Origin of the sequence: Microbacterium dauci, from assembly GCF_030065535.1 — a bacterium.
In the GTDB taxonomy this organism is placed as follows: Bacteria; Actinomycetota; Actinomycetes; order Actinomycetales; family Microbacteriaceae; genus Microbacterium; species Microbacterium dauci.
Genome location: NZ_JASJND010000004.1, coordinates 425,049 through 443,089, shown reverse-complemented (window position 1 = coordinate 443,089; position 18,041 = coordinate 425,049). Strand labels below are relative to the sequence as shown.

Below are 18,041 nucleotides of genomic sequence, written 5' to 3'. Positions count from 1 at the left end.
CCCGATACGCTCACGAGCAGGTTCCGATCGGAGCCGGTTCCAGATAACCGAGCCTCCACGAAACCCGGGGCGCTTCAAAGAGCGACAGACCTGCCTCATTGCCCCGACTGCACGTCGGCCGCGTGAGCCAGATACGCCTTCCACCCGCCGTACTCGGTGATATCGGTCCCGGCGACCGCCGCTTCCAATGCGCAGGAGAACCCCGTCACCGTGCGACCGTCGGCCAGCTCCACGGCGCCGAGCGCCATCGGGTAGGGGAGTTCAGCGAGAAGCGTGGCCAGGTGCGAGGCAGAGAGCTCGTAGAGCTCCCCGGCGATCGGTGCGCCCGCGCCGTCTCCATGCCGGACCAGCCCGGGCTTGAGCGGCACGGTGTCCAGGACGACGAGACGATACGCATCTGACGTCGTCACCTCGCCGACGTACCGCGCCCCGCGACGGGTGAGCTGCTCGTAAAGTGGTTCGCCGCGCAGGTGCGCCCCGACAACGAACAGTTCGTGGCCGCTGATGATGCCCGACGAGCTGGGCGCCCCGCAGATCCGCCCGGCGATCTCGAGTGCGACCTCGTCATGGAACGCCACCGTGACGACCATCACGCCGAACGGATGGCCCGTGGCGGTGGGTTGGCCGGGAACCGCCACCGCTGCCATGTCCAACAGGTTGCAGAAGTTGGTGAAGGTGCCCATCCGGCGGTTGATGTCCACCGGCTCGGCTTGCACCGCGGCGATGGTCGGGTGCTCTGTCGTCGTGGGGAGCAGGAGTGCGTCGAAGGACGCCATGAGGCGACGGGCGTACGACTTCGCTTCGGCGAGGGCGTCCAGGTCATCGACGTACGCGTGCGCTGACGGCTTCCGAGCGGCAAGCACGATACCGGCCACGGTGGGGTCGGCCCCGGCCGGCCGTGTCTCGAGGAACTCGCCGACGGCGGCATAGCGCTGGGCGACGATGGCCCCGTCGTACAGCAGGGTCGCGGCATTGAGCAGCGGGGATATGTCCACCGCTTCGAGCGAGAGGCCGGAATCGACGAGGCCAGCTACCGTCCTGGCGAAGGCCTCGGCGTATTCGGGTGCGAGTTGCGCGAGGTCCTCATCTCGCGGAATCGCAAGTCGAGGGGCCAGCCCGGCGGAAAGTGGGACGTCCGACGGGGCCACTCGGCTTCGAGGGTCCTCTTCCGAGCCGCCTGCCATGATCGCGACGGCCCGCGCTGCCAGCTCGAGGTCGTGACCGAAGACGGTGACCGCGTCATAGTCGACGCACGCCGGCACGACGCCCGCCGCGGGAATCAGCCCGAGCGTGGGCTTGATGCCCACCAGCCCGTTGAGTGCGGCCGGAACGCGACCCGAACCGGCGGTGTCCGTACCCAGTGCGATGTCCGCTATCCCGAGCGCCACAGCGGTCGCCGAACCGGAACTCGACCCTCCGGACACCCGCTCCGAGTCCCACGCGCAGCGGACGGCGCCATACGGACTCCGCGTGCCGACGAGTCCCGTGGCGAACTGGTCGAGGTTGGTCTTCCCCAGGATGATCGCGCCCGCCGCCGTCAGCCGTTGTACCGCCACCGCGGAACGCTCAGCCACGCGCGCATACTCCGGGCAGCCGGCGGTGGTGGGCAGGCCGGCGACGTCGATGTTGTCCTTGACGGCCACCAACACGCCTCGCAGGGGCAGTTGCTCGCCCGCCTCGTACCGCCTGTCGATCTCGAGTGCGTCGGCGAGGGCATCCTGCTGCGTTCGGAGAGTGATCCACACCTCGGGTCTGTCGACATCCGCGATGCGCTCGTATGCGCGACGGATGCGCTCTGTCAGCGGAAGGGCCGCGTCGATTGGAGTGGGCGGGGTGAAGCTCATGATGGGGAGAAGTCCTCAGCTGATCATTGGGATGGTTGGTGGGAGAGAGGTTCCGAGGCCGACCCGGTCAGCCGTTCGATCGCGGCGGGGGTGAGCGCGTTGTCCAGGTGGGCGGCGTGACCCGTGCCGTCGAGCACGCTCCACCGGGCCCCGAGGAACGCCGCGAGCGCTTGCGTCGATGCGAACCTGGAGGGGGGTGACGCCGACCCGACCGTGATCGAGATGGATTGGGGCGCAACCGACAGCGGTGCGGGCTCGAAGGCGCCGAACATCGCGAACTCCCGACGCACGGTCGCTTCGGTCGCGCGCGTGAAAGACGTGTTCCACCCGTCGCCGTAGAGCGCTTTGCCGAAGCCGCGCACCCCGTCTCGTTCGAGTCCTTCGGCCACATGGCTCAGGAGCCCGGGCGCCAACGAGCCGGCGGCCGGCTCGTGAAGCAGCGCTCCGCGGAGCCGGATTCCGCGGGCGGCGACCTCCAGCCCGAGCGTGGCGCCTCCGCTGACGCCGACGACCATCGCATCCACGCACATCGGAGCAAGGAACGCCACTTCGGTGTCCAGGTCGCCGGACTGCGGTCGGTCGGGGGCCAGCACGTCGTTTCCCGCGGCTCGCAGCGCACGAGCGGGCTCATCCCAGACGCGCGAGTCGGTGGCGGCGCCGTGGATCAGGACAAACTTCATTCGGTGCGCGCTCGAGGCCCGGCCGCCGCGGGCACTGTCGTGCCCAAAGCGGCGAGGAGGTCGTCCGAGTGGGCGGTGGCGCCGAAGACCCCTCCCTGCATGGTGACCATGCTGAGCGCGGCCTCGTGGTGTTTCCGATCGGTGGCGCCCGTGCAGTCCGAAAGGATCAGGCATTCGTATCCGCGGTCGTTCGCCTCACGCATCGTGGTGTGCACGCAGACGTCGGTGGTGATACCCGTGAGGATCAGATGAGTAATCCCCCGCGTCCGCAGCAACAGGTCGAGGTCCGTGGCGTAGAACGCGCCTTTGCCCGGCTTGTCAATGATCGGCTCACCCTCGCGAGGCGCCACTTCCGGAACGATCTCCCATCCCGGCTCACCTCGCACCAGGATTCGTCCGCATGGTCCGACGCTGCCGATCTCCGCCCCGGCGCTGGCGGATCGCCAGCGCTTGTTAGGCGGGAGGTCGGCGAGGTCGGGTCGGTGGCCCTCCCTGGTGTGGATGACGGTCATGCCGGTGTCTCTTGCCGCAGCCAGCACGCGCGCGGTCGGCTCCAGCCCTGAGCGCGTGAGGCTGAGGTCGTAACCCATGCTGTCGACGTAGCCGCCAGGGCCGCAAAAGTCGATCTGCCAGTCGATAAGGATTAGAGCAGTGTGGGCGGGGTCGATGCTGCCGTCGTAGGGCCACGCGTAGGGGTTCGCGTTCACGGTCGAGTAGATCATCGGGATGCTTCTCCTGTGGCGTTTGCTGTAGCGGGGACGTCGTAGATGACGGTCACGCTGCCGCCTCCGGAGGGGCCTTGATGTTCGGCGCCGCCGGAGACGTACACGGCACCGTTTCCATGGAGGGCCGCGATGAGGCCGCCCACGGCCGCGCGGGCATGCCGCGTGGCGTTGACGTCGGAGTCGGTGAGCATCGTGTGCCGGTACCCCCGGATCGCGCCCGACGGGTCGGCTTCGGCCTTCGCGAAGATCTGCCGGACGGTGCCGCCCTCGGCGGCGATCCGATCGAAGACCTCGGTGAGGGCTTGAATGTCGAGCGCGTCACGCATCGCCGTGTGCGCTGCCCGCAGCGGGTTAGCGGCGGCGTCGCTTTCGGCTACGACGAGGATGTGACAATCGTCGAGTTCTGCCCCTGAGCTCGCCGACGCGCGAGCGGACCACACGTCGTCGCGTCCCTCCAGTGCGAGGAGGGCGCGGTCCCGGTCGCATTCCTTCAGCGCCATGGCTATCCCCAGTGCACTCGCCGCCCGGGAACGGCTCATGGACTCATATGTGTCGGTGGTGACCGGTCGCAGGCCCCGACGGTGCACCCCCGCAATCGCATCGGAGGACAGCAACGGACACTTAATCAACACCAGATGCACGTCGTCCGGTCCCACGCCCAGCTCGGTGAGCAGGGCTACCACGGTCTCATGGACCGCGTCCACCTGCGCCGGCCGCCCGATCTCCTCAGGGCCGATGACGCGCGTACGCCCGACCGCAGTGACCAGACCGCGCGGGTGCCCGCTGTACTGACGCTCGTCGCGGACGAAAATATTCACATGCGGGCTAATGACGCCCTCGGCGCCGCCTGAGAAGACCGTGATGGCGGAGTCTTCGAGCAGCGGATGCCAGACGGCGGCGGAGAGAGTGCGACTGAAGTCGTTGACGCAGCCGTTCCCCTCGGTCTTGCCAATCACGGCGAGGATGTCGGACGCGGAGTGCCCGTCCAAGGCCTTCAGTGCTGCGACATCGTCAGGGCCTGCGGTGGGCACGGTATAAAGTGCGGTGCTGCTCACGCGGGAATCTTCGCTTTCTTCTGGGGGCGGCGAACATGGTTGAACACCAGGTTCAAGGTGAACGCAACGATGACGGTGCTGCTGATCGCGCCGCCGAAGATGATTCGGACCTCCGCAGGGAAATCCGCGTAGACCTGGGGCGCCACGACAGGGATCATGCCGATCCCGAGCGCGATCGAAGTGATGAGGAAGTTGCTGAGGTCGCCGAAGTCCACCTTCGCGAGGGTGCTGATGCCGACGCCCGCGACGGTCGCGAACATCACCAGGCTCACCGCCCCGATGACAACGCCGGGCAGACTCGCCACGAGTTCACCCATCTTCGGCACCAGGCCGAGAGCGATCAGGATCCCTCCCGCGATGGCCACGACATTGCGGGAGGTGATGCCGGTCATCCGCACGAGGCCGACGTTCTGAGCGAAGACGGTGTCCGGAAAGGAGGTAAACAACCCGGCGAGGACGGCGGACACGCCGTCGGCCGCGAGTCCGCGGGAGAGCTGACCCTGGGTCGGGGGCTTCCCGATGGTCTCCCCGATGGAGAGGAGATAGGCCGTGGTCTCGGTGAAGATCACCAGCATGACGATGCACATCGAGATGATTCCCGCGATCGGGAAGGTGGGCGCGCCGAACAGGAACGGCTGGGGGAGTCCGAACCACGCCGCGTCCCCGACGGCGGAGAAGTCCGTGAGCTGCAACGCCATGGCGGCAAGGGTGCCCGCGACGAGCGCGATGAGCACCGCGGCCTGCGACAAGAACCCGCGTCCGTAGCGCATCAGGGCGAGGATAACCAGGATGATGCCGCCGGCCAGGGCGAGCTGCTGCCCGTCGGCAGGGCCGTCGTCGAAGATCATCGAGACGGCCTTGCCGATAAGTGAGAGGCCAATCATGGTGACGGCCGCTCCTCGGACAACGGGCGGGAAGAAGCGCAGCAGCCGTGAGAACGGGACAGCGACGAGCACCCCGAAGACGCCCGCTGCGATCATGGCTCCGTACACCGCGGAGAGCCCGTACTGCTCCCCAATCAGGATCATGGGAGTGACGGCGGTGAAGGACGCACCCGCGACGACGGGCAGACGCGCCCCGAGAATCTTCTTGATCCCGAGCGCCTGGATGATCGTGATGACCCCGGCGACGAGCAGGTCGGCGTTGACCAGGATGCCGATTGTTCTCTGATCCAGTCCCATCGCTGCTCCGAAGACCAGGGGAACCGCGACGCAGCCGGTGTACATCACGATCACGTGCTGCAGACCGAACAGCATCGCTCTCCACCAGGGCAGGCGGGTTCGGGGCGGGGGGACGTCGGTCGTGGGCACGTTCGTAGACATGGCTCGTCTCCAGGTGGGATGTGGGAGGCCCCCGTCCGGGAGGCACGCGACGTGACGTCGCGGTCATTTTGTATACGACCTGCGTGACAGCGACGTTTCGTGCACGTATCAACCGTGTTAGAGCCGAGAGAAACCACCTTCGGCGCGCTCGATCGTATACAACTAGCCTGCGTGAAGTTCTCGAATGAGGAGTTCGTCCTTCGCAATGTGTTCGCTCATGAGGTAGCCGGCCTGCACGGGGGAGCCGTTAAGGATCGCGTGCGCGATGGCGGCGTGGTCGTCCCATTCGGCGTCCGCACGCGCCTCGAGGTGGCGATCGAACACCCACGACACCCGGCGCAGGGCGCGATCCAGCATCTCCGCCAGTTGGCGGTTCCCGGATGCTGTCGCGACGAGCTCGTGAAATTCGAAGACCAGCGGTGGAACGGCATTCATAGCATCCGTGCTGCGGGCCTGCCGGGCGCGATCGACGATCGCGGAGAGCGCGTCGGCGACGTCGCCCCCATGACGCTGCGCCGCAAGCTGGGCGCTTAGCACTTCGAGCCCGCGTCGAACCTGCATCAGTTCCAGTGCGTCTGCGCGGGAGGCGCCGGAGACAGTGGCGCCTCGGTAGCGAACCAGCTCAACGAAGCCCTCGCTCTGGAGTTGCGACAGTGCTTCGCGCACTGGAACGCGGGAGACACCGAATCGCTCGGCGATGTTCGCCTCGATGAGGCGATGGCCGGGCTCCATCTGCCCGCTGAGGATGTCGTCGCGAAGTGAACGCGAGATCAGGTCCCGCGGAGAGGCGAGGTCGTCGGGAATCACATCGCGAGCCTAGGCCGTGTTGATCAAGAGGTTTCGCTCCCGGCTGGGTGAGTCTTAAGCGGTGACGCGACAGGAGATCTCTGACGAGGTGTGGGCCGTGATGGAGCCGTTGATGCCGACGGCGTCCGAGAGGTCGAGGCCGTGGGCGGATCATCGGTTGGCTGTCGAGGGGATGGCGTGGAAGTACCGCACCGGGGCTCCGTGGCGGGATGTGCCGGACCGGTTCGGGAAGTGGAACTCGATCTACAAGCGGTTCAACCGTTGGGCCGTGGACGGCACCTGGGAGAAGCTGCTGGCCGAGGTGCAGAAGCGGGCCGACGCCGCCGGGAGAATCGACTGGGTCGTCTCGATCGACTCCACGATCGCTCGTGTGCATCAGCACGGCGCGACCCTGAAGCGGGACACAGGGGGCTCTGCCGAATCACAAGAATCCGTGGTTCGAGCCGCCTGATCACGGGATCGGACGCTCCCGTGGCGGGCTGACGACCAAGCTGCACCTGGTCTGCGACGGTCGCGGCCGGCCGCTGGGGATGATGATCACCGGCGGGAACATCAACGACACCACGATGATGACCGCAGTACTCGAGGACATCCGCGTCCCCCGCGACGGGAAGGGCAGGCCACGGACCCGCCCGGACCGGGTGCTCGCCGACAAGGGGTACCCGTCGAAGGCGAACCGTGCTTGGCTCCGCGACCGCGGTATCGCGGCGACCATCCCGGAGCGTGATGACCAGGTCGCGCACCGCCGCAAGAAGCCGGGCCGGCCGATCGACTTCGGCGAACAGCAGAAGGAACGCTACAAGGGCCGCAACGTCGTCGAGCGCTGCTTCAACCGGCTCAAGCAGTGGCGCGGCATCGCGATGCGCTCCGACAAGCTCCTCCGCAGCTACCGAGCCGCCGTCAGCCTCGCCGCGACGCTCATCTGGATCAAATCAGACTTGATCAACACGGCCTAGGCTGAAACGCGTGCCCGCGCCGACCTTGAACCGCGAGATCCTGCGTCTCGCCGTGCCGGCGCTGGGCGCGCTGATCGCCGAACCGATGTTCCTCATCGTGGATGCCGCGCTCATCGGGCACCTCGGCGTCGAACCGCTCGCGGGGCTCGGCATCGCGGCGGCGGTGTTGCAGACCATCGTCGGGCTGATGATCTTCCTCGCCTACTCCACAACACCGGCGGTCGCGCGGCGTTTCGGCGCCGGCGACTCGAGGAGCGCCGTCAGCGTGGGGATCGACGGGCTCTGGCTGGCGCTGGGTCTCGGCGCGCTCCTCGCCATCGTCGGCTCGCTCTCGACCCCGTGGCTCGTCGATCTCTTCAACCCGAGTCGCGCCGTCGCCGAGCAGGCGATCGCGTACCTCGGCCTGTCGATGTGGGGCCTGCCCGCGATGCTCATCGTCTTCGCGGCGACGGGCCTGTTGCGCGGCATGCAGGACACCGTGACGCCGCTGTGGATCGCCGGTCTCGGCTTCGCCGCGAACGCCCTGCTCAACTGGCTGTTCATCTACGGGTTCGGCTGGGGCATCTCGGGATCGGCGGCCGGCACCGTCGTCGCGCAGTGGGGCATGGTGGCCGCGTACGCGGTGGTCGTCGGGCGGCTCGCGCGCAAGCACGCGGCATCCGTCCTCCCGCAGCGTGAGGGGGTGCGGGGCTCGGCACGATCGGGCGGCTGGCTCTTCTTGCGCACCGTCTCGCTGCGGCTCGCGCTGCTCGTCACGGTCGCCGTCGCCACGAACCTCGGCACCGAGGAGTTGGCCGGCTGGCAGATCGCGTTCACGATCTTCTCGACCGCCGCGTTCGCGCTCGACGCGCTCGCGATCGCCGCGCAGGCGCTCATCGGGCGGGGGCTCGGCGCCGGCGACGAACCGTTCGTGCGTCGTGTGCTCGGTCGGACGATGGCGTGGGGGCTCTGGTTCGGCGTCATCGTCGGGGCGCTCATCGCCGCGGGGTCGGGCGCCATCGGCCTCGTCTTCACGGGCGACCCGGCGCTTGCGGCACTCATCCAGCCGGCACTGCTCGTCCTCGCGATCGCACAGCCGATCTGCGGCATCGTGTTCGTGCTCGACGGGGTGCTGATGGGCGCCGGCGACGCGAAGTACCTCGCGATCGCGGGCGGGCTGAACCTCGTGCCGTACCTGCCGGCGCTGCTGATCGTCTCGCTCGTCATGCCGACCGGCGCGACCGGCCTCGCCTGGCTCGCGGTGTGCTTCTTCGGCGTCTACATGCTCGCGCGGCTCGTCACCCTCGGCCTGCGCGTCCGCCGATCGGAGTGGCTCACCGTCGGGGCGTAAGAGTCACGCGTACCGGCGGCACCACTCGTACATGACGACGGCGGCTGCGGCCGAGGCGTTGATCGACCGTGTCGAGCCGTACTGGGTGATCTCGATGACACCGGATGCCGCGGCGAGCGCCTCTGCCGACAGCCCCGGCCCTTCCTGCCCGAACAGCAGGACGCACCGCTCCGGCAGGTCGGCGCGATCGACCGGGACGGAGCCGTCGACGTTGTCGATCGCGAGCACCGGCAAATCTTCACCCCGAGCCCATGCGGTGAACGCGGCGACGTCCTCGTGGTGGCGGACGTGCTGGTACCGGTCGGTGACCATCGCGCCGCGGCGGTTCCACCGACGCTTGCCGATGATGTGCACCTCGGCGGCGCCGAACGCGTTCGCGCTGCGCACGATCGACCCGATGTTCATGTCGTGCTGCCAGTTCTCGATGGCGACGTGGAACGGATGCCGGTGCTCGTCGAGGTCGGCCACGATGGCCGCCATCGTCCAGTAGCGGTAGCGGTCGACGACGTTGCGGCGGTCGCCGTTCGCGAGCAGCTCCGGGTCGTACCGCGGATCGTCGGGCCACGCGGCCTCGCCGCCCGGCCACGGACCGACACCGACCGGCAGCTGCGGCTCAGCCTCAGTGGCATCCGGGGTCTCGTCGGTCACCGATCCAGGCTAGACCGCCGCGATCACGGCGGACGACGCGCCCCCGATACCCTGGGTGCGTGCCCGCCTCGCCGTCCACCGTCGACGACTACCTGAAGACGATCTACCACCACACCGAGTGGCAGACCCAGCCGGTGACCCCGTCGATCCTGGCCGCCGAACTCGGGCTCGCGCCGTCGAGTGTCACCGAGATGATCAAGAAGCTCGCCGCGCAAGATCTCGTGTCGCACCGTCCGTACGGGCCGATCTCGCTGACGGATGCCGGCAGGCAGCGCGCGACCGCCGTCATCCGCCGCCACCGGCTCATCGAGACCTGGCTGGTGCGCGAGTTCGGCTACGCGTGGGACGAGGTGCACGACGAGGCCGAGGTGCTCGAGCACACGATCAGCGACCGGCTCCTCGCCGGGATCGACGAGCGACTCGGACACCCCCGCTTCGACCCGCACGGCGACGCGATCCCGGCGCCCGATGGGTCGGTCGAGCGCGAGCCGTTCGTGCTCCTCGCCGAGGCGACGCTCGGCCACACCGGCCGGGTGCTGCGCGTCTCCGACCGCGACCCGGCGCTGCTGCGTTCACTCGAGGAGCTCGGCATCGACGTCGGCCACACCGTGACGGCGACGGGCCGCGATGCGGTGCAGGTCGACGGGGGCCCGACGATCGAGCTGCCCGCGGCCGCGGCATCCGCAGTCTGGCTCAGCGTCTGACCGAAGCTCCTCACCGAGGCGATCAGCCCGCGCTCTTGCCGGGCCGGCGCAGCGCCGCCGCGACCCAGAACGGCAGTCGGGTGTGCTCGGCATCGAGGGTGACCCGCACCCAGCCGAGCCCCATCGAACGCCCCTCGCCCATCTCGGCGCGCGCCGCGTCGGGCTCACGCAGCAGCGCCTCGTCCTCGTCGTCGCGCACGCGGACGAGCAGCGACTCGTCCTTGAACACGGCGACGGCCATCGAGTCGTCGACCATCAGCGCGAGCGCCCCGAACATGAAGATCTCGCGGACGGCGCGGTCGCCGATGAGCGTGCGCGCCTCGTCGACGACCTCGCGGACCTCGGGCGTCGTGGGTGACGGCTTCGCCATGTCGCTCCTTTCGCTGCCTCAGAAGTAGCGCGACCGCCGCGGCATCCGCAAGTCCGCAAACCTCAGCGAATGCGGACCTTGCGCGACTTCAGATACGGCCACTCGGTGCGGGTGGCGTGCTCGGCGTAGTGCCACATCCGGGCGCCGATGTCGGGGTCGGTCGTCACCCGCGACGGCGTCGCGAGCGCGGGTGGACCGGTGAAGAAGCGGCCGGGGCCCCAGTACTGGCCACCCTCGGCGTCGGGGTCGACGAGCGCGCGCACGAGCGGCTCGGCGCCGCGCTCCTTCGACTGGGTGACCGGCGCCTGCAGCAGGCCGCCGAGGCGCTTCGACAGCGGCGGCGTGTTCACGCCCGCGATGCGGCGGGTGCGGCCGCCGATCGAGTAACCGGGGTGCGCGACGAGGCTCGCGACCGGGACGGATGCCGCGCGCAAGCGCAGATCGGCCTCGAAGCCGAGCGCCGTGGTCGCCACCTTGGACTGCACGTAGGCGCGCCAGCCGGTGTAACCGTCGACGAGTTCGGGGTCGACGGGGTCGCGGCCGAAGAGCGTCGTGGCGACGGATCCGACCCACACCATCCGGCCCCGCGCCGCGGCGAGTGCGGGCAGGAGCGCGCCGGCGAGCGCATAGTGGCCGAGGGCGTTGGTCGCGATGACGAGTTCGTGCCCGTCGAGGGTGAGGTGTCGTTCTTTCGGCGGGTGGACGACGCCGGCGTTCAGGAGCAGCCCGTGCAGACCGACGCGTGAACGCACGGTCGCGGCGGCGGCGCGCACCGAGCCGAGATTGCTGGTGTCGAGCGCGAGCGTCTCGAGGTCGGCATCCGGCACCTGCTGCAGAATCGCGGCGCGCGCACGCGACAGCCGCGACGGGTTGCGGGCCGTCATGATGACGTGGGCGCCGGCCGCGGCGAGCTGCAGGCACGAGAAGAACCCGAGCCCGGCGTTCGAGCCCGTGACGAGATAGCGGCGCCCATTCAGGTCGGGCAGCAGCTGGGGGTCCCAGTCATCGTGCGCCACGGTTCGACCCTACGCGCGCCACTGCCCGAGGTCACGTTCGGTTCCAGGGGTTCCGCCGCGCACCCGCCTGGTGTACGTGCGAGAGTGGAATCGACGAAGGGATGCCGCATGAACGAGCTCGAGCAGAATCTGCTGTTCGCCGTGGTCGGGCTGACGATGGCGACGTCGCTCGTGATCGTCATCGTGCAGCTCGTCCGTCGCCGGCGCGACGACGACGACGGCCGCAACCCCTGGGACGACTTGGAGTAGGGCTTACTGGGGCTGGAGGCCGAGGTCGTCGAGGTCGATCGCGGCGAGCCAGGCGAGGCCCTCGGCCTCGACGGCGGCCTGCGCACCGGTCTTGCGGTCGACGATGACGGCGACCGCGACGGGCTCGGCGCCCTCGCGGCGCAGCGCCTCGACGGCCTTCAGCGCCGACTGTCCCGTGGTCGAAGTGTCCTCGACCACGATGACCCGCTTGCCGACGACGTCGGCACCCTCGACCTGACGGCCGCGGCCGTGGTCCTTCGGCTCCTTGCGGACGACGAACGCGTCGAGCGGCGCGTCGGTGCGGGCCGACTCGTGCATGACCGCGTTGGCGATCGGGTCGGCACCGAGGGTGAGGCCGCCGACCGCGACGATCCCGTCGACGTCGCGGATCAGGTCGAGCATGATGCGACCGATCGCGGGCGCCGCACGGTGGTCGAGCGTGAGCTTGCGCATGTCGACGTAGTACGTCGCCTTCTTGCCGCTCGACAGGGTGAAGTCGCCGTGGAAGACGGCCTCCTCCTGGATCAGCGAGATGAGAGTCTGGCGGTCGGCTTCGAGCTCGGGCGTGGAGGCGGCGGTCACGCCCCCGAGTCTACGGGCGCCGCCTCCGTCCGTTTACGAACGGTTTCGGGGGCTTCGGCACCCCACAGAGCCCCGGAAGTCGTGCGTAAACGGACTGGGGTGGGGCGAAATAGGCTGGACTCCATGCGCTTGGCCACCTGGAACGTCAACTCCATCCGCGCGCGCGTCGTGCGCACCGTCGACTTCGCGGTCCGCGAGGGGATCGACGTGCTGGCGATGCAGGAGATCAAGTGCAAGCCCGAGCAGTTCCCGTACGAGGCGTTCGAGGACGCCGGCTACCACGTCGAGGCACACGGCCTGAATCAGTGGAACGGCGTCGCGATCGCGAGCCGTGAGCCGATCACCGAGGTGGAATACGCCTTCCCCGACATGCCCGGCTTCCTGAAGGGGCACGAGGGGCCGGATGCCCCGCAGGAGGCCCGCGCGCTCGGCGCGACGATCGGCGGCGTGAAGGTGTGGAGCCTCTACGTCCCGAACGGCCGGTCGCTCGACGACCCGCACTACACCTACAAGCTGCACTGGCTCGAGGCGCTCCGGCAGTACACGTCGTCGACGCTCGCCGCGCAGCCCGACCTGCCCCTCGCGCTCGTCGGCGACTTCAACATCGCGCCCACCGACGCCGACAACGGCGACCCGACCGTCGTCGAGGGTGCGACGACGCACGTCTCACCCGAAGAGCGGGCCGCGTTCCAGGCGCTCCTCGATGCGGGCCTCGCCGACACCGTCCGCCCGCTCGTCCCGACCGGGTACACGTACTGGGACTACAAGCAGCTCCGCTTCCCCCGCAACGAGGGCCTGCGGATCGACTTCATCCTCGGCTCCGACCGATTCGCGGATGCCGTGACCGCGGCATCGATCCACCGCGACGAGCGCAAGGGCGAGATCCCCAGCGACCACGTCCCGGTCGTGGTCGACCTCGACCTGGACGGCGACGAGGACGACGACCGCCCGATGATCTTCTGAGGCCTCCCCCGCACGACGGATGCCGCGTCCGCACCGCTCCCCCTACCGTGGAGGGATGACGGTCTCGTCCCTCCGCCGCGCCGCCACGCCCGCCGAGCTCCGCGCGGACGCGTGGCTCGCCGCGGGCATGCTTGTCGCCGGCATCCTCAGCACTGCGCTCGGCAGTACGTCCGGTGTCTACGGCGGCGAGCACCCCGACCTGTGGTGGGGCCTCGTGTACGCCGCCGCGCTCACGCTCCCCCTCGTCCTGCGACGCCGGTTCCCGTCGATCGTGCTGATCGCCGTGTCGAGCGCGTACTTCGTCGGCGTCTCGCTGCAGATCCCCGAGGTCTACGTCGGCAACGTGGCGATCTTCATCGCGATGTACACCGTGGGCGCCTGGGTCGCCGACCGCCGCCGGGCCGCCATCGTCCGCGTGATCGTGATCATCGCGATGCTCGTGTGGCTGCTCGTGTCGATGTTCCAGGCCGCGGCATCCCCCGACAACGGCTTCTCGCAGGAGGGCCCGTTCTCGCCCTTCGTCGCGTTCGCGATGCTGCAGTTCCTCATCAACATCGCGTTCTTCGGCGGCGCCTACATGTTCGGCGAGCGCGCCTATACGAGCGCCGTCGAACGCGCCGAGCTCGAGGCGCGCACCGCCGAACTCGAGCGCGAACGCGAACTCACCGCAGCCCAGGCCGTCGCGCTCGACCGGGTGCGCATCGCCCGCGAGCTGCACGACGTCGTCGCCCACCACGTCTCGGCGATGGGCGTGCAGGCGGGTGCCGCCCGCACGGTGCTCGATCGCGATCCGGATGCCGCGAAATCGGCGCTCGCCGGCATCGAGACGGCCGCGCGCGATGCGCTCACCGAACTACGCCAGCTGCTCGAGACGCTCCGCACGCCCGACGCCGATGCACCCGGCGGGTCGACGCTTCGGCTGTCCGCGCTCTCCGAGCTGACGGAGCACGCCACCGCCAACGGGCTGCCGACCACGCTCTCGGTCGTCGGCACACCCATCGAACCGTCGGAGCTCGTCCAGGTGAACCTGTACCGCATCGCGCAGGAGGCGCTGACGAACGCTCGGCGCCACGGCGGACCCGGCGCGACCGCAGACGTGCGCGTCCGCTACGACGCCGACGCCGTCGAACTCGAAGTCGCCAACACCGGACGCGCCCCGATCTCGGGTCGAGCCGGACTCGGGCTCGTCGGCATGCGCGAGCGCGCCGCCGCGTCGGGTGGGACGGTCGAGGCCGGCGCGCGCGGCCGCGGCGGCTTCCTCGTACGAGCACGGGTGCCGCTCTCGCGACCCGCCACGGTCGGGGCTGACACGTGATCCGGGTCCTGTTGGTCGACGACCACGCCGTCATGCGCGCCGGATTCCGCATGATCCTCGAAGCCGCGGGCGACATCGAGGTCGTCGGCGAGGCCGGCGACGGGCAGGCGGCGATCGACGCCGCGGCATCCCTACGCCCCGACGTCATCTGCATGGACGTGCAGATGCCCGACATGGACGGCCTCGAAGCCACGCGCCGGATCGTCGGCGGCGGCATCCCGTCGGCGGTCGTGATCGTGACGACCTTCGACCGCGACGACTACCTCTTCCAGGCCCTCGCGGCGGGAGCGAGCGGCTTCCTGCTGAAGAACGCCGGTCCCGAGGAACTCACCGCCGCGGTCCGCGTCGCGCACGGCGGCGACGCACTGCTGTCGCCGACCGTCACCAAGCGCGTCATCGAGCGCTTCGCCGACGGCGGGGCGGCACCGGTGCCCGTCGAGGCGGAGCCCACGGCATCCGTCGAACCGGCACCGCCGCTCGCGGTCGAGCTGACCGAGCGCGAGACCGAGGTGCTACGACTGCTGGCGCAGGCGATGAGCAACGGCGAGATCGCGCAGCAGCTGTTCATCGGCGAGGCGACGGTGAAGACGCACGTCTCGAACGTCTTGCAGAAGCTCGGTGCGCGCGACCGCGTCGCGGCGGTCGTCTACGCGCACCGGTACGGGCTCGCTTGAGCGGGGCCCGGCGACACCTCGGCGCCACCGAACCCCGACCCGCGGGTCAGACGCCCGAGGGCACCCTCGCGTAGCGGTCGACGAGCGCGCCGAACGCCTCGAGGTAACCGACGAGGAAGCCAGCGGTCGCGTCGTTCATGACCTCGCCCTCGTCCGAGAACAGGCCGGGCGTGCTCTGCACGAAGCCCTCGGGCTGGCCGAGCGTCGGCGCGTTGAAGTGGCTGAGAATCGCCTTGAGGTGCTGCTGCGCGGCAGCGGTGCCGATCGGGCTGCCCGAGGTGCCGATGACGGCGGTCGGCTTGTGGTCGAAGGCGTTCTGCCCGTACGGGCGGGCAGCCCAGTCGAGCGCGTTCTTGAGCACACCGGGGATCGAGCGGCTGTACTCGGGGGTCACGATGATCACGCCGTCGACGTCGGCGATCGCCTGCTTGAAGTCCACCGCCGCCTGGGGGAAGTCGCCGTCGAGGTCGACGGAGTAGAACGGCAGGTCCGCGATCGGGATCTCCACCAGCGTCGTGCCCTCGGGGGCCAGGCGTGCGAGCGCCTTCGCGAGCTTGCGGTTGATCGACGTCGACGAGATGCTGCCGACGATGTAGCCGATGGTGCGGTCGGTCATGAATCCTCCAGTGTGAAGCGAGCGGATGCCGCAGGCCGTGGCATCCGCTTCTCGGCAACGCGTCGATCGCCGGAACCATTCCCACGTATGCACTTCGCCTCCCCCGCGCGGCGGGTGCCCGGAATCATCCGCCCGGGGGAGGATCGCGCCAATTCCCGTCAATAGCGTGGAAGCACGAGGTCGCACCGCGGCCGGATGACGAGGAGGAACGATGCTGCACCTCAGCGGGATCACCAAGAGCTACGGCACCCGCCGCGTGCTCGACGACGTCGCGTTCGACGTCGCGCCCGGCCGGCTGACCGGCTTCGTCGGCGGCAACGGCGCCGGCAAGACCACGACGATGCGGATCATCCTGGGCGTGCTCGCCCGCGACGCCGGCGAGGTCACCCTCGACGGCGCCCCGGTCACCGCCGCCGACCGCCGCCGCTTCGGCTACATGCCCGAGGAGCGCGGCCTGTACCCGAAGATGAAGGTGCTCGAGCACATCGTCTACCTCGCCCGTCTCCACGGCTTCTCGAAGGCGGATGCCACCACCCGCGGGACCGCGCTGCTCGAAGAACTCGGGCTCGGCGAGCGCCTCGACGACAACGTCGAGACCCTCTCGCTCGGCAACCAGCAGCGCGCGCAGATCGCCGCGGCGCTCGTCCACGACCCGCAGGTGCTCATCCTCGACGAGCCGTTCTCGGGCCTCGACCCGATCGCCGTCGACGTCGTCGCCGGCGTGCTGCAGGCACGCGCCGCGCAGGGCACCTCGGTGCTGTTCTCGTCACACCAGCTCGACGTCGTCGAGCGCCTCTGCGACGACCTCGTCATCATCGCGGGCGGCACCGTGCGCGCCGCCGGCACCCGCGACGGACTCCGCGAGGAGCACGCCACACGCCGCTACGAGCTCGTGTCGGCGACCGACGCGGGCTGGCTGCGCGAGGAACCGGGCGTCGAGGTGCTCGAGTTCGACGGCGGCTTCGCCCTCTTCGACGCCGACACCGACGAGACCGCCCAGCGCGTCCTCCAGCGCGCCGTCGCCGCCGGCGACGTCACGAGCTTCTCCCCCCGCCGCCCCACCCTCGCCCAGATCTTCACGGAGGTCATCCGATGAACACGTCACCCTCGTTCGGCCAGAGCGTCTGGCTCGTCACCGAGCGCGAGCTCGGCTCGAAGCTGCGGAGCAAGTCGTTCCTCATCTCCACCGGCATCATGTTCGCGATCATCCTCGCGGCGGTGCTCTGGGGCGGGTTCGCCGCCGGGGCCGACAACCGCACCCCGATCGCCGTCACGTCCGGCACCGCCGCGACCGTGGAAGGTCTCGACACATTCGACGTGACCGAAGCGGCATCCGCTGATGAAGCCCGCGACCTGGTCGCCGCAGGCGACGTGGATGCCGCCGTCATCGAGGGCGGCGACGGCCCGATCGGCTACGTGGTCGTGTTCGACGGTGCGCCGTCGACGACGCTGTTGCAGTCGCTGAGCATCGCGCCCGAGGTCGAGATCCTGAACCCCGAGGGGACCGACGGGTTCCTCCGCTACATCATCGCGATCGCGTTCGGCGGTGTCTTCTTCGCCGCGGCGTTCATGTTCGGCACGACGATCGCCACCAGTGTCGTCGAAGAAAAGCAGACGCGTGTCGTCGAGCTGCTGATCTCGGCGATCCCGACGCGGGCGCTGCTGGCGGGCAAGGTACTCGGCAACACGATCCTCGCCATGGGGCAGATCGTGGGCACGGCGGCGATCGCCACGGTCGGACTCACCGTCACCGGGCAGGACTTCCTGCTCGCGGGACTCGGCGGCGCGATCGCCTGGTTCGCGGTGTTCTTCCTGTTCGGCTTTGTGCTGCTCGCCGCCCTGTTCGCCGCGGCCGGCGCGATGGTGTCGCGGCAGGAGGACATCGGCGCGACCATCACGCCGCTGACCTACCTCGTGATGGCGCCGTACTTCCTGGTGATCTTCTTCAACGACAACCCCGTCGTGCTGACGATCATGTCGTACGTGCCGTTCTCTGCCCCCGTCGGTATGCCCGTGCGGATCTTCGTCGGCGAAGCGCAGTGGTGGGAGCCGCTGCTGGCCCTCGTGGTCATGCTCGCCACCTGCATCGCGGCGATCCTCGTGGGCGCGAAGATCTACGAGAACTCCCTGCTGCGCATGGGCGGCCGCGTGAAGCTGCGCGAGGCCCTCACCCGCTGAGCGCGCT

At 69.4% G+C, this 18,041-nt stretch carries 19 protein-coding genes and 1 pseudogene; 9 read left to right on the top strand and 11 right to left on the bottom strand.

Annotation, left to right across the window (positions count from 1 at the left end):
• Nucleotides 1-95 precede the first annotated feature (95 nt).
• The 6 genes from atzF to QNI14_RS07200 form a co-directional block, all read right to left on the bottom strand.
• Nucleotides 96-1,844 (bottom strand): allophanate hydrolase, encoded by a 1,749-nt coding sequence (gene atzF / locus QNI14_RS07225; protein ID WP_032495306.1) that lies wholly within the window; start codon nt 1,842-1,844, stop codon nt 96-98.
• A 23-nt stretch (nt 1,845-1,867) separates the two neighbouring features.
• On the bottom strand, nt 1,868-2,524 hold the full coding sequence (locus tag QNI14_RS07220) for an alpha/beta fold hydrolase (RefSeq protein WP_032495307.1): 657 nt from the start codon (nt 2,522-2,524) through the stop codon (nt 1,868-1,870).
• Nucleotides 2,521-3,246: a biuret amidohydrolase gene (gene biuH, locus QNI14_RS07215; RefSeq protein WP_032495308.1), complete on the bottom strand. Its 726-nt coding sequence runs from the start codon at nt 3,244-3,246 to the stop codon at nt 2,521-2,523. Before biuH ends, QNI14_RS07220 begins: the two co-directional genes overlap by 4 nt.
• Nucleotides 3,243-4,304, bottom strand: a complete 1,062-nt coding sequence (atzD, locus tag QNI14_RS07210) for a cyanuric acid amidohydrolase (RefSeq protein WP_032495309.1) — start codon at nt 4,302-4,304, stop codon at nt 3,243-3,245. The genes biuH and atzD overlap by 4 nt, the downstream gene beginning before the upstream one ends.
• The gene (locus QNI14_RS07205; protein ID WP_283615682.1) at nt 4,301-5,626 is read right to left on the bottom strand and encodes a uracil-xanthine permease family protein; all 1,326 of its coding nucleotides are present in this window, start codon (nt 5,624-5,626) and stop codon (nt 4,301-4,303) included. The genes atzD and QNI14_RS07205 overlap by 4 nt, the downstream gene beginning before the upstream one ends.
• Nucleotides 5,627-5,788: 162 nt before the next feature.
• Nucleotides 5,789-6,433: a GntR family transcriptional regulator gene (locus tag QNI14_RS07200; protein ID WP_032495311.1), complete on the bottom strand. Its 645-nt coding sequence runs from the start codon at nt 6,431-6,433 to the stop codon at nt 5,789-5,791.
• Nucleotides 6,434-6,533: 100 nt separating this feature from the next.
• On the opposite strand from QNI14_RS07200, the pseudogene QNI14_RS07195 reads away from it, so the two are divergent.
• A pseudogene (locus tag QNI14_RS07195) lies at nt 6,534-7,389 on the top strand (IS5 family transposase).
• 10 nt (nt 7,390-7,399) lie between these two features.
• Nucleotides 7,400-8,719, top strand: coding sequence for an MATE family efflux transporter (locus QNI14_RS07190; protein WP_283715821.1), 1,320 nt, complete (start codon nt 7,400-7,402; stop codon nt 8,717-8,719).
• Nucleotides 8,720-8,722: 3 nt separating this feature from the next.
• On the opposite strand, the gene QNI14_RS07185 is transcribed toward QNI14_RS07190, so the two are convergent.
• The gene (locus QNI14_RS07185; RefSeq protein ID WP_283715820.1) at nt 8,723-9,367 is read right to left on the bottom strand and encodes a TrmH family RNA methyltransferase; all 645 of its coding nucleotides are present in this window, start codon (nt 9,365-9,367) and stop codon (nt 8,723-8,725) included.
• Nucleotides 9,368-9,426: 59 nt separating this feature from the next.
• Here QNI14_RS07185 and QNI14_RS07180 point away from each other — a divergent pair, with 59 nt between their 5' ends.
• The gene (locus tag QNI14_RS07180; protein ID WP_283715819.1) at nt 9,427-10,071 is read left to right on the top strand and encodes a metal-dependent transcriptional regulator; all 645 of its coding nucleotides are present in this window, start codon (nt 9,427-9,429) and stop codon (nt 10,069-10,071) included.
• 22 nt (nt 10,072-10,093) lie between these two features.
• On the opposite strand, the gene QNI14_RS07175 is transcribed toward QNI14_RS07180, so the two are convergent.
• Both QNI14_RS07175 and QNI14_RS07170 read right to left on the bottom strand, forming a co-directional pair.
• Complete coding sequence (locus tag QNI14_RS07175) at nt 10,094-10,441, bottom strand: TfoX/Sxy family protein (RefSeq protein ID WP_283715818.1); 348 nt, start codon at nt 10,439-10,441, stop codon at nt 10,094-10,096.
• A 62-nt stretch (nt 10,442-10,503) separates the two neighbouring features.
• A complete protein-coding gene (locus QNI14_RS07170; RefSeq protein ID WP_283715817.1) occupies nt 10,504-11,457 on the bottom strand; it encodes an SDR family NAD(P)-dependent oxidoreductase in 954 nt (317 codons plus the stop codon).
• Between the two features lie 108 nt (nt 11,458-11,565).
• Here QNI14_RS07170 and QNI14_RS07165 point away from each other — a divergent pair, with 108 nt between their 5' ends.
• The gene (locus QNI14_RS07165; protein WP_283715816.1) at nt 11,566-11,706 is read left to right on the top strand and encodes a hypothetical protein; all 141 of its coding nucleotides are present in this window, start codon (nt 11,566-11,568) and stop codon (nt 11,704-11,706) included.
• Between the two features lie 3 nt (nt 11,707-11,709).
• Here the strand turns inward: QNI14_RS07165 and pyrE are convergent, their stop codons facing one another.
• Entirely contained in the window at nt 11,710-12,288 is a 579-nt protein-coding gene (gene pyrE / locus QNI14_RS07160; protein ID WP_283715815.1) for an orotate phosphoribosyltransferase, read from the bottom strand.
• 123 nt (nt 12,289-12,411) lie between these two features.
• On the opposite strand from pyrE, the gene QNI14_RS07155 reads away from it, so the two are divergent.
• Genes QNI14_RS07155 through QNI14_RS07145 form a run of 3 tightly spaced genes read left to right on the top strand, consistent with a single transcriptional unit; the run spans nt 12,412 to nt 15,240 of the window.
• Nucleotides 12,412-13,251, top strand: coding sequence for an exodeoxyribonuclease III (locus tag QNI14_RS07155; RefSeq protein WP_283715814.1), 840 nt, complete (start codon nt 12,412-12,414; stop codon nt 13,249-13,251).
• A 55-nt stretch (nt 13,252-13,306) separates the two neighbouring features.
• Nucleotides 13,307-14,566: a sensor histidine kinase gene (locus QNI14_RS07150; protein ID WP_283715813.1), complete on the top strand. Its 1,260-nt coding sequence runs from the start codon at nt 13,307-13,309 to the stop codon at nt 14,564-14,566.
• Nucleotides 14,563-15,240 (top strand): response regulator, encoded by a 678-nt coding sequence (locus QNI14_RS07145; protein ID WP_283715812.1) that lies wholly within the window; start codon nt 14,563-14,565, stop codon nt 15,238-15,240. The genes QNI14_RS07150 and QNI14_RS07145 overlap by 4 nt, the downstream gene beginning before the upstream one ends.
• Before the next feature lie 46 nt (nt 15,241-15,286).
• Here QNI14_RS07145 and QNI14_RS07140 read toward each other — a convergent pair whose 3' ends face one another.
• Nucleotides 15,287-15,856 carry an NADPH-dependent FMN reductase gene (locus QNI14_RS07140; RefSeq protein ID WP_283715811.1) on the bottom strand — a complete coding sequence of 190 codons (570 nt, stop codon included), beginning with the start codon at nt 15,854-15,856 and terminating at the stop codon, nt 15,287-15,289.
• A 211-nt stretch (nt 15,857-16,067) separates the two neighbouring features.
• Here QNI14_RS07140 and QNI14_RS07135 point away from each other — a divergent pair, with 211 nt between their 5' ends.
• Both QNI14_RS07135 and QNI14_RS07130 read left to right on the top strand, forming a co-directional pair.
• Nucleotides 16,068-16,952, top strand: coding sequence for an ABC transporter ATP-binding protein (locus tag QNI14_RS07135; protein ID WP_283715810.1), 885 nt, complete (start codon nt 16,068-16,070; stop codon nt 16,950-16,952).
• On the top strand, nt 16,949-18,034 hold the full coding sequence (locus tag QNI14_RS07130) for an ABC transporter permease (RefSeq protein WP_283715809.1): 1,086 nt from the start codon (nt 16,949-16,951) through the stop codon (nt 18,032-18,034). Before QNI14_RS07135 ends, QNI14_RS07130 begins: the two co-directional genes overlap by 4 nt.
• The last annotated feature ends 7 nt before the right edge of the window (nt 18,035-18,041 follow it).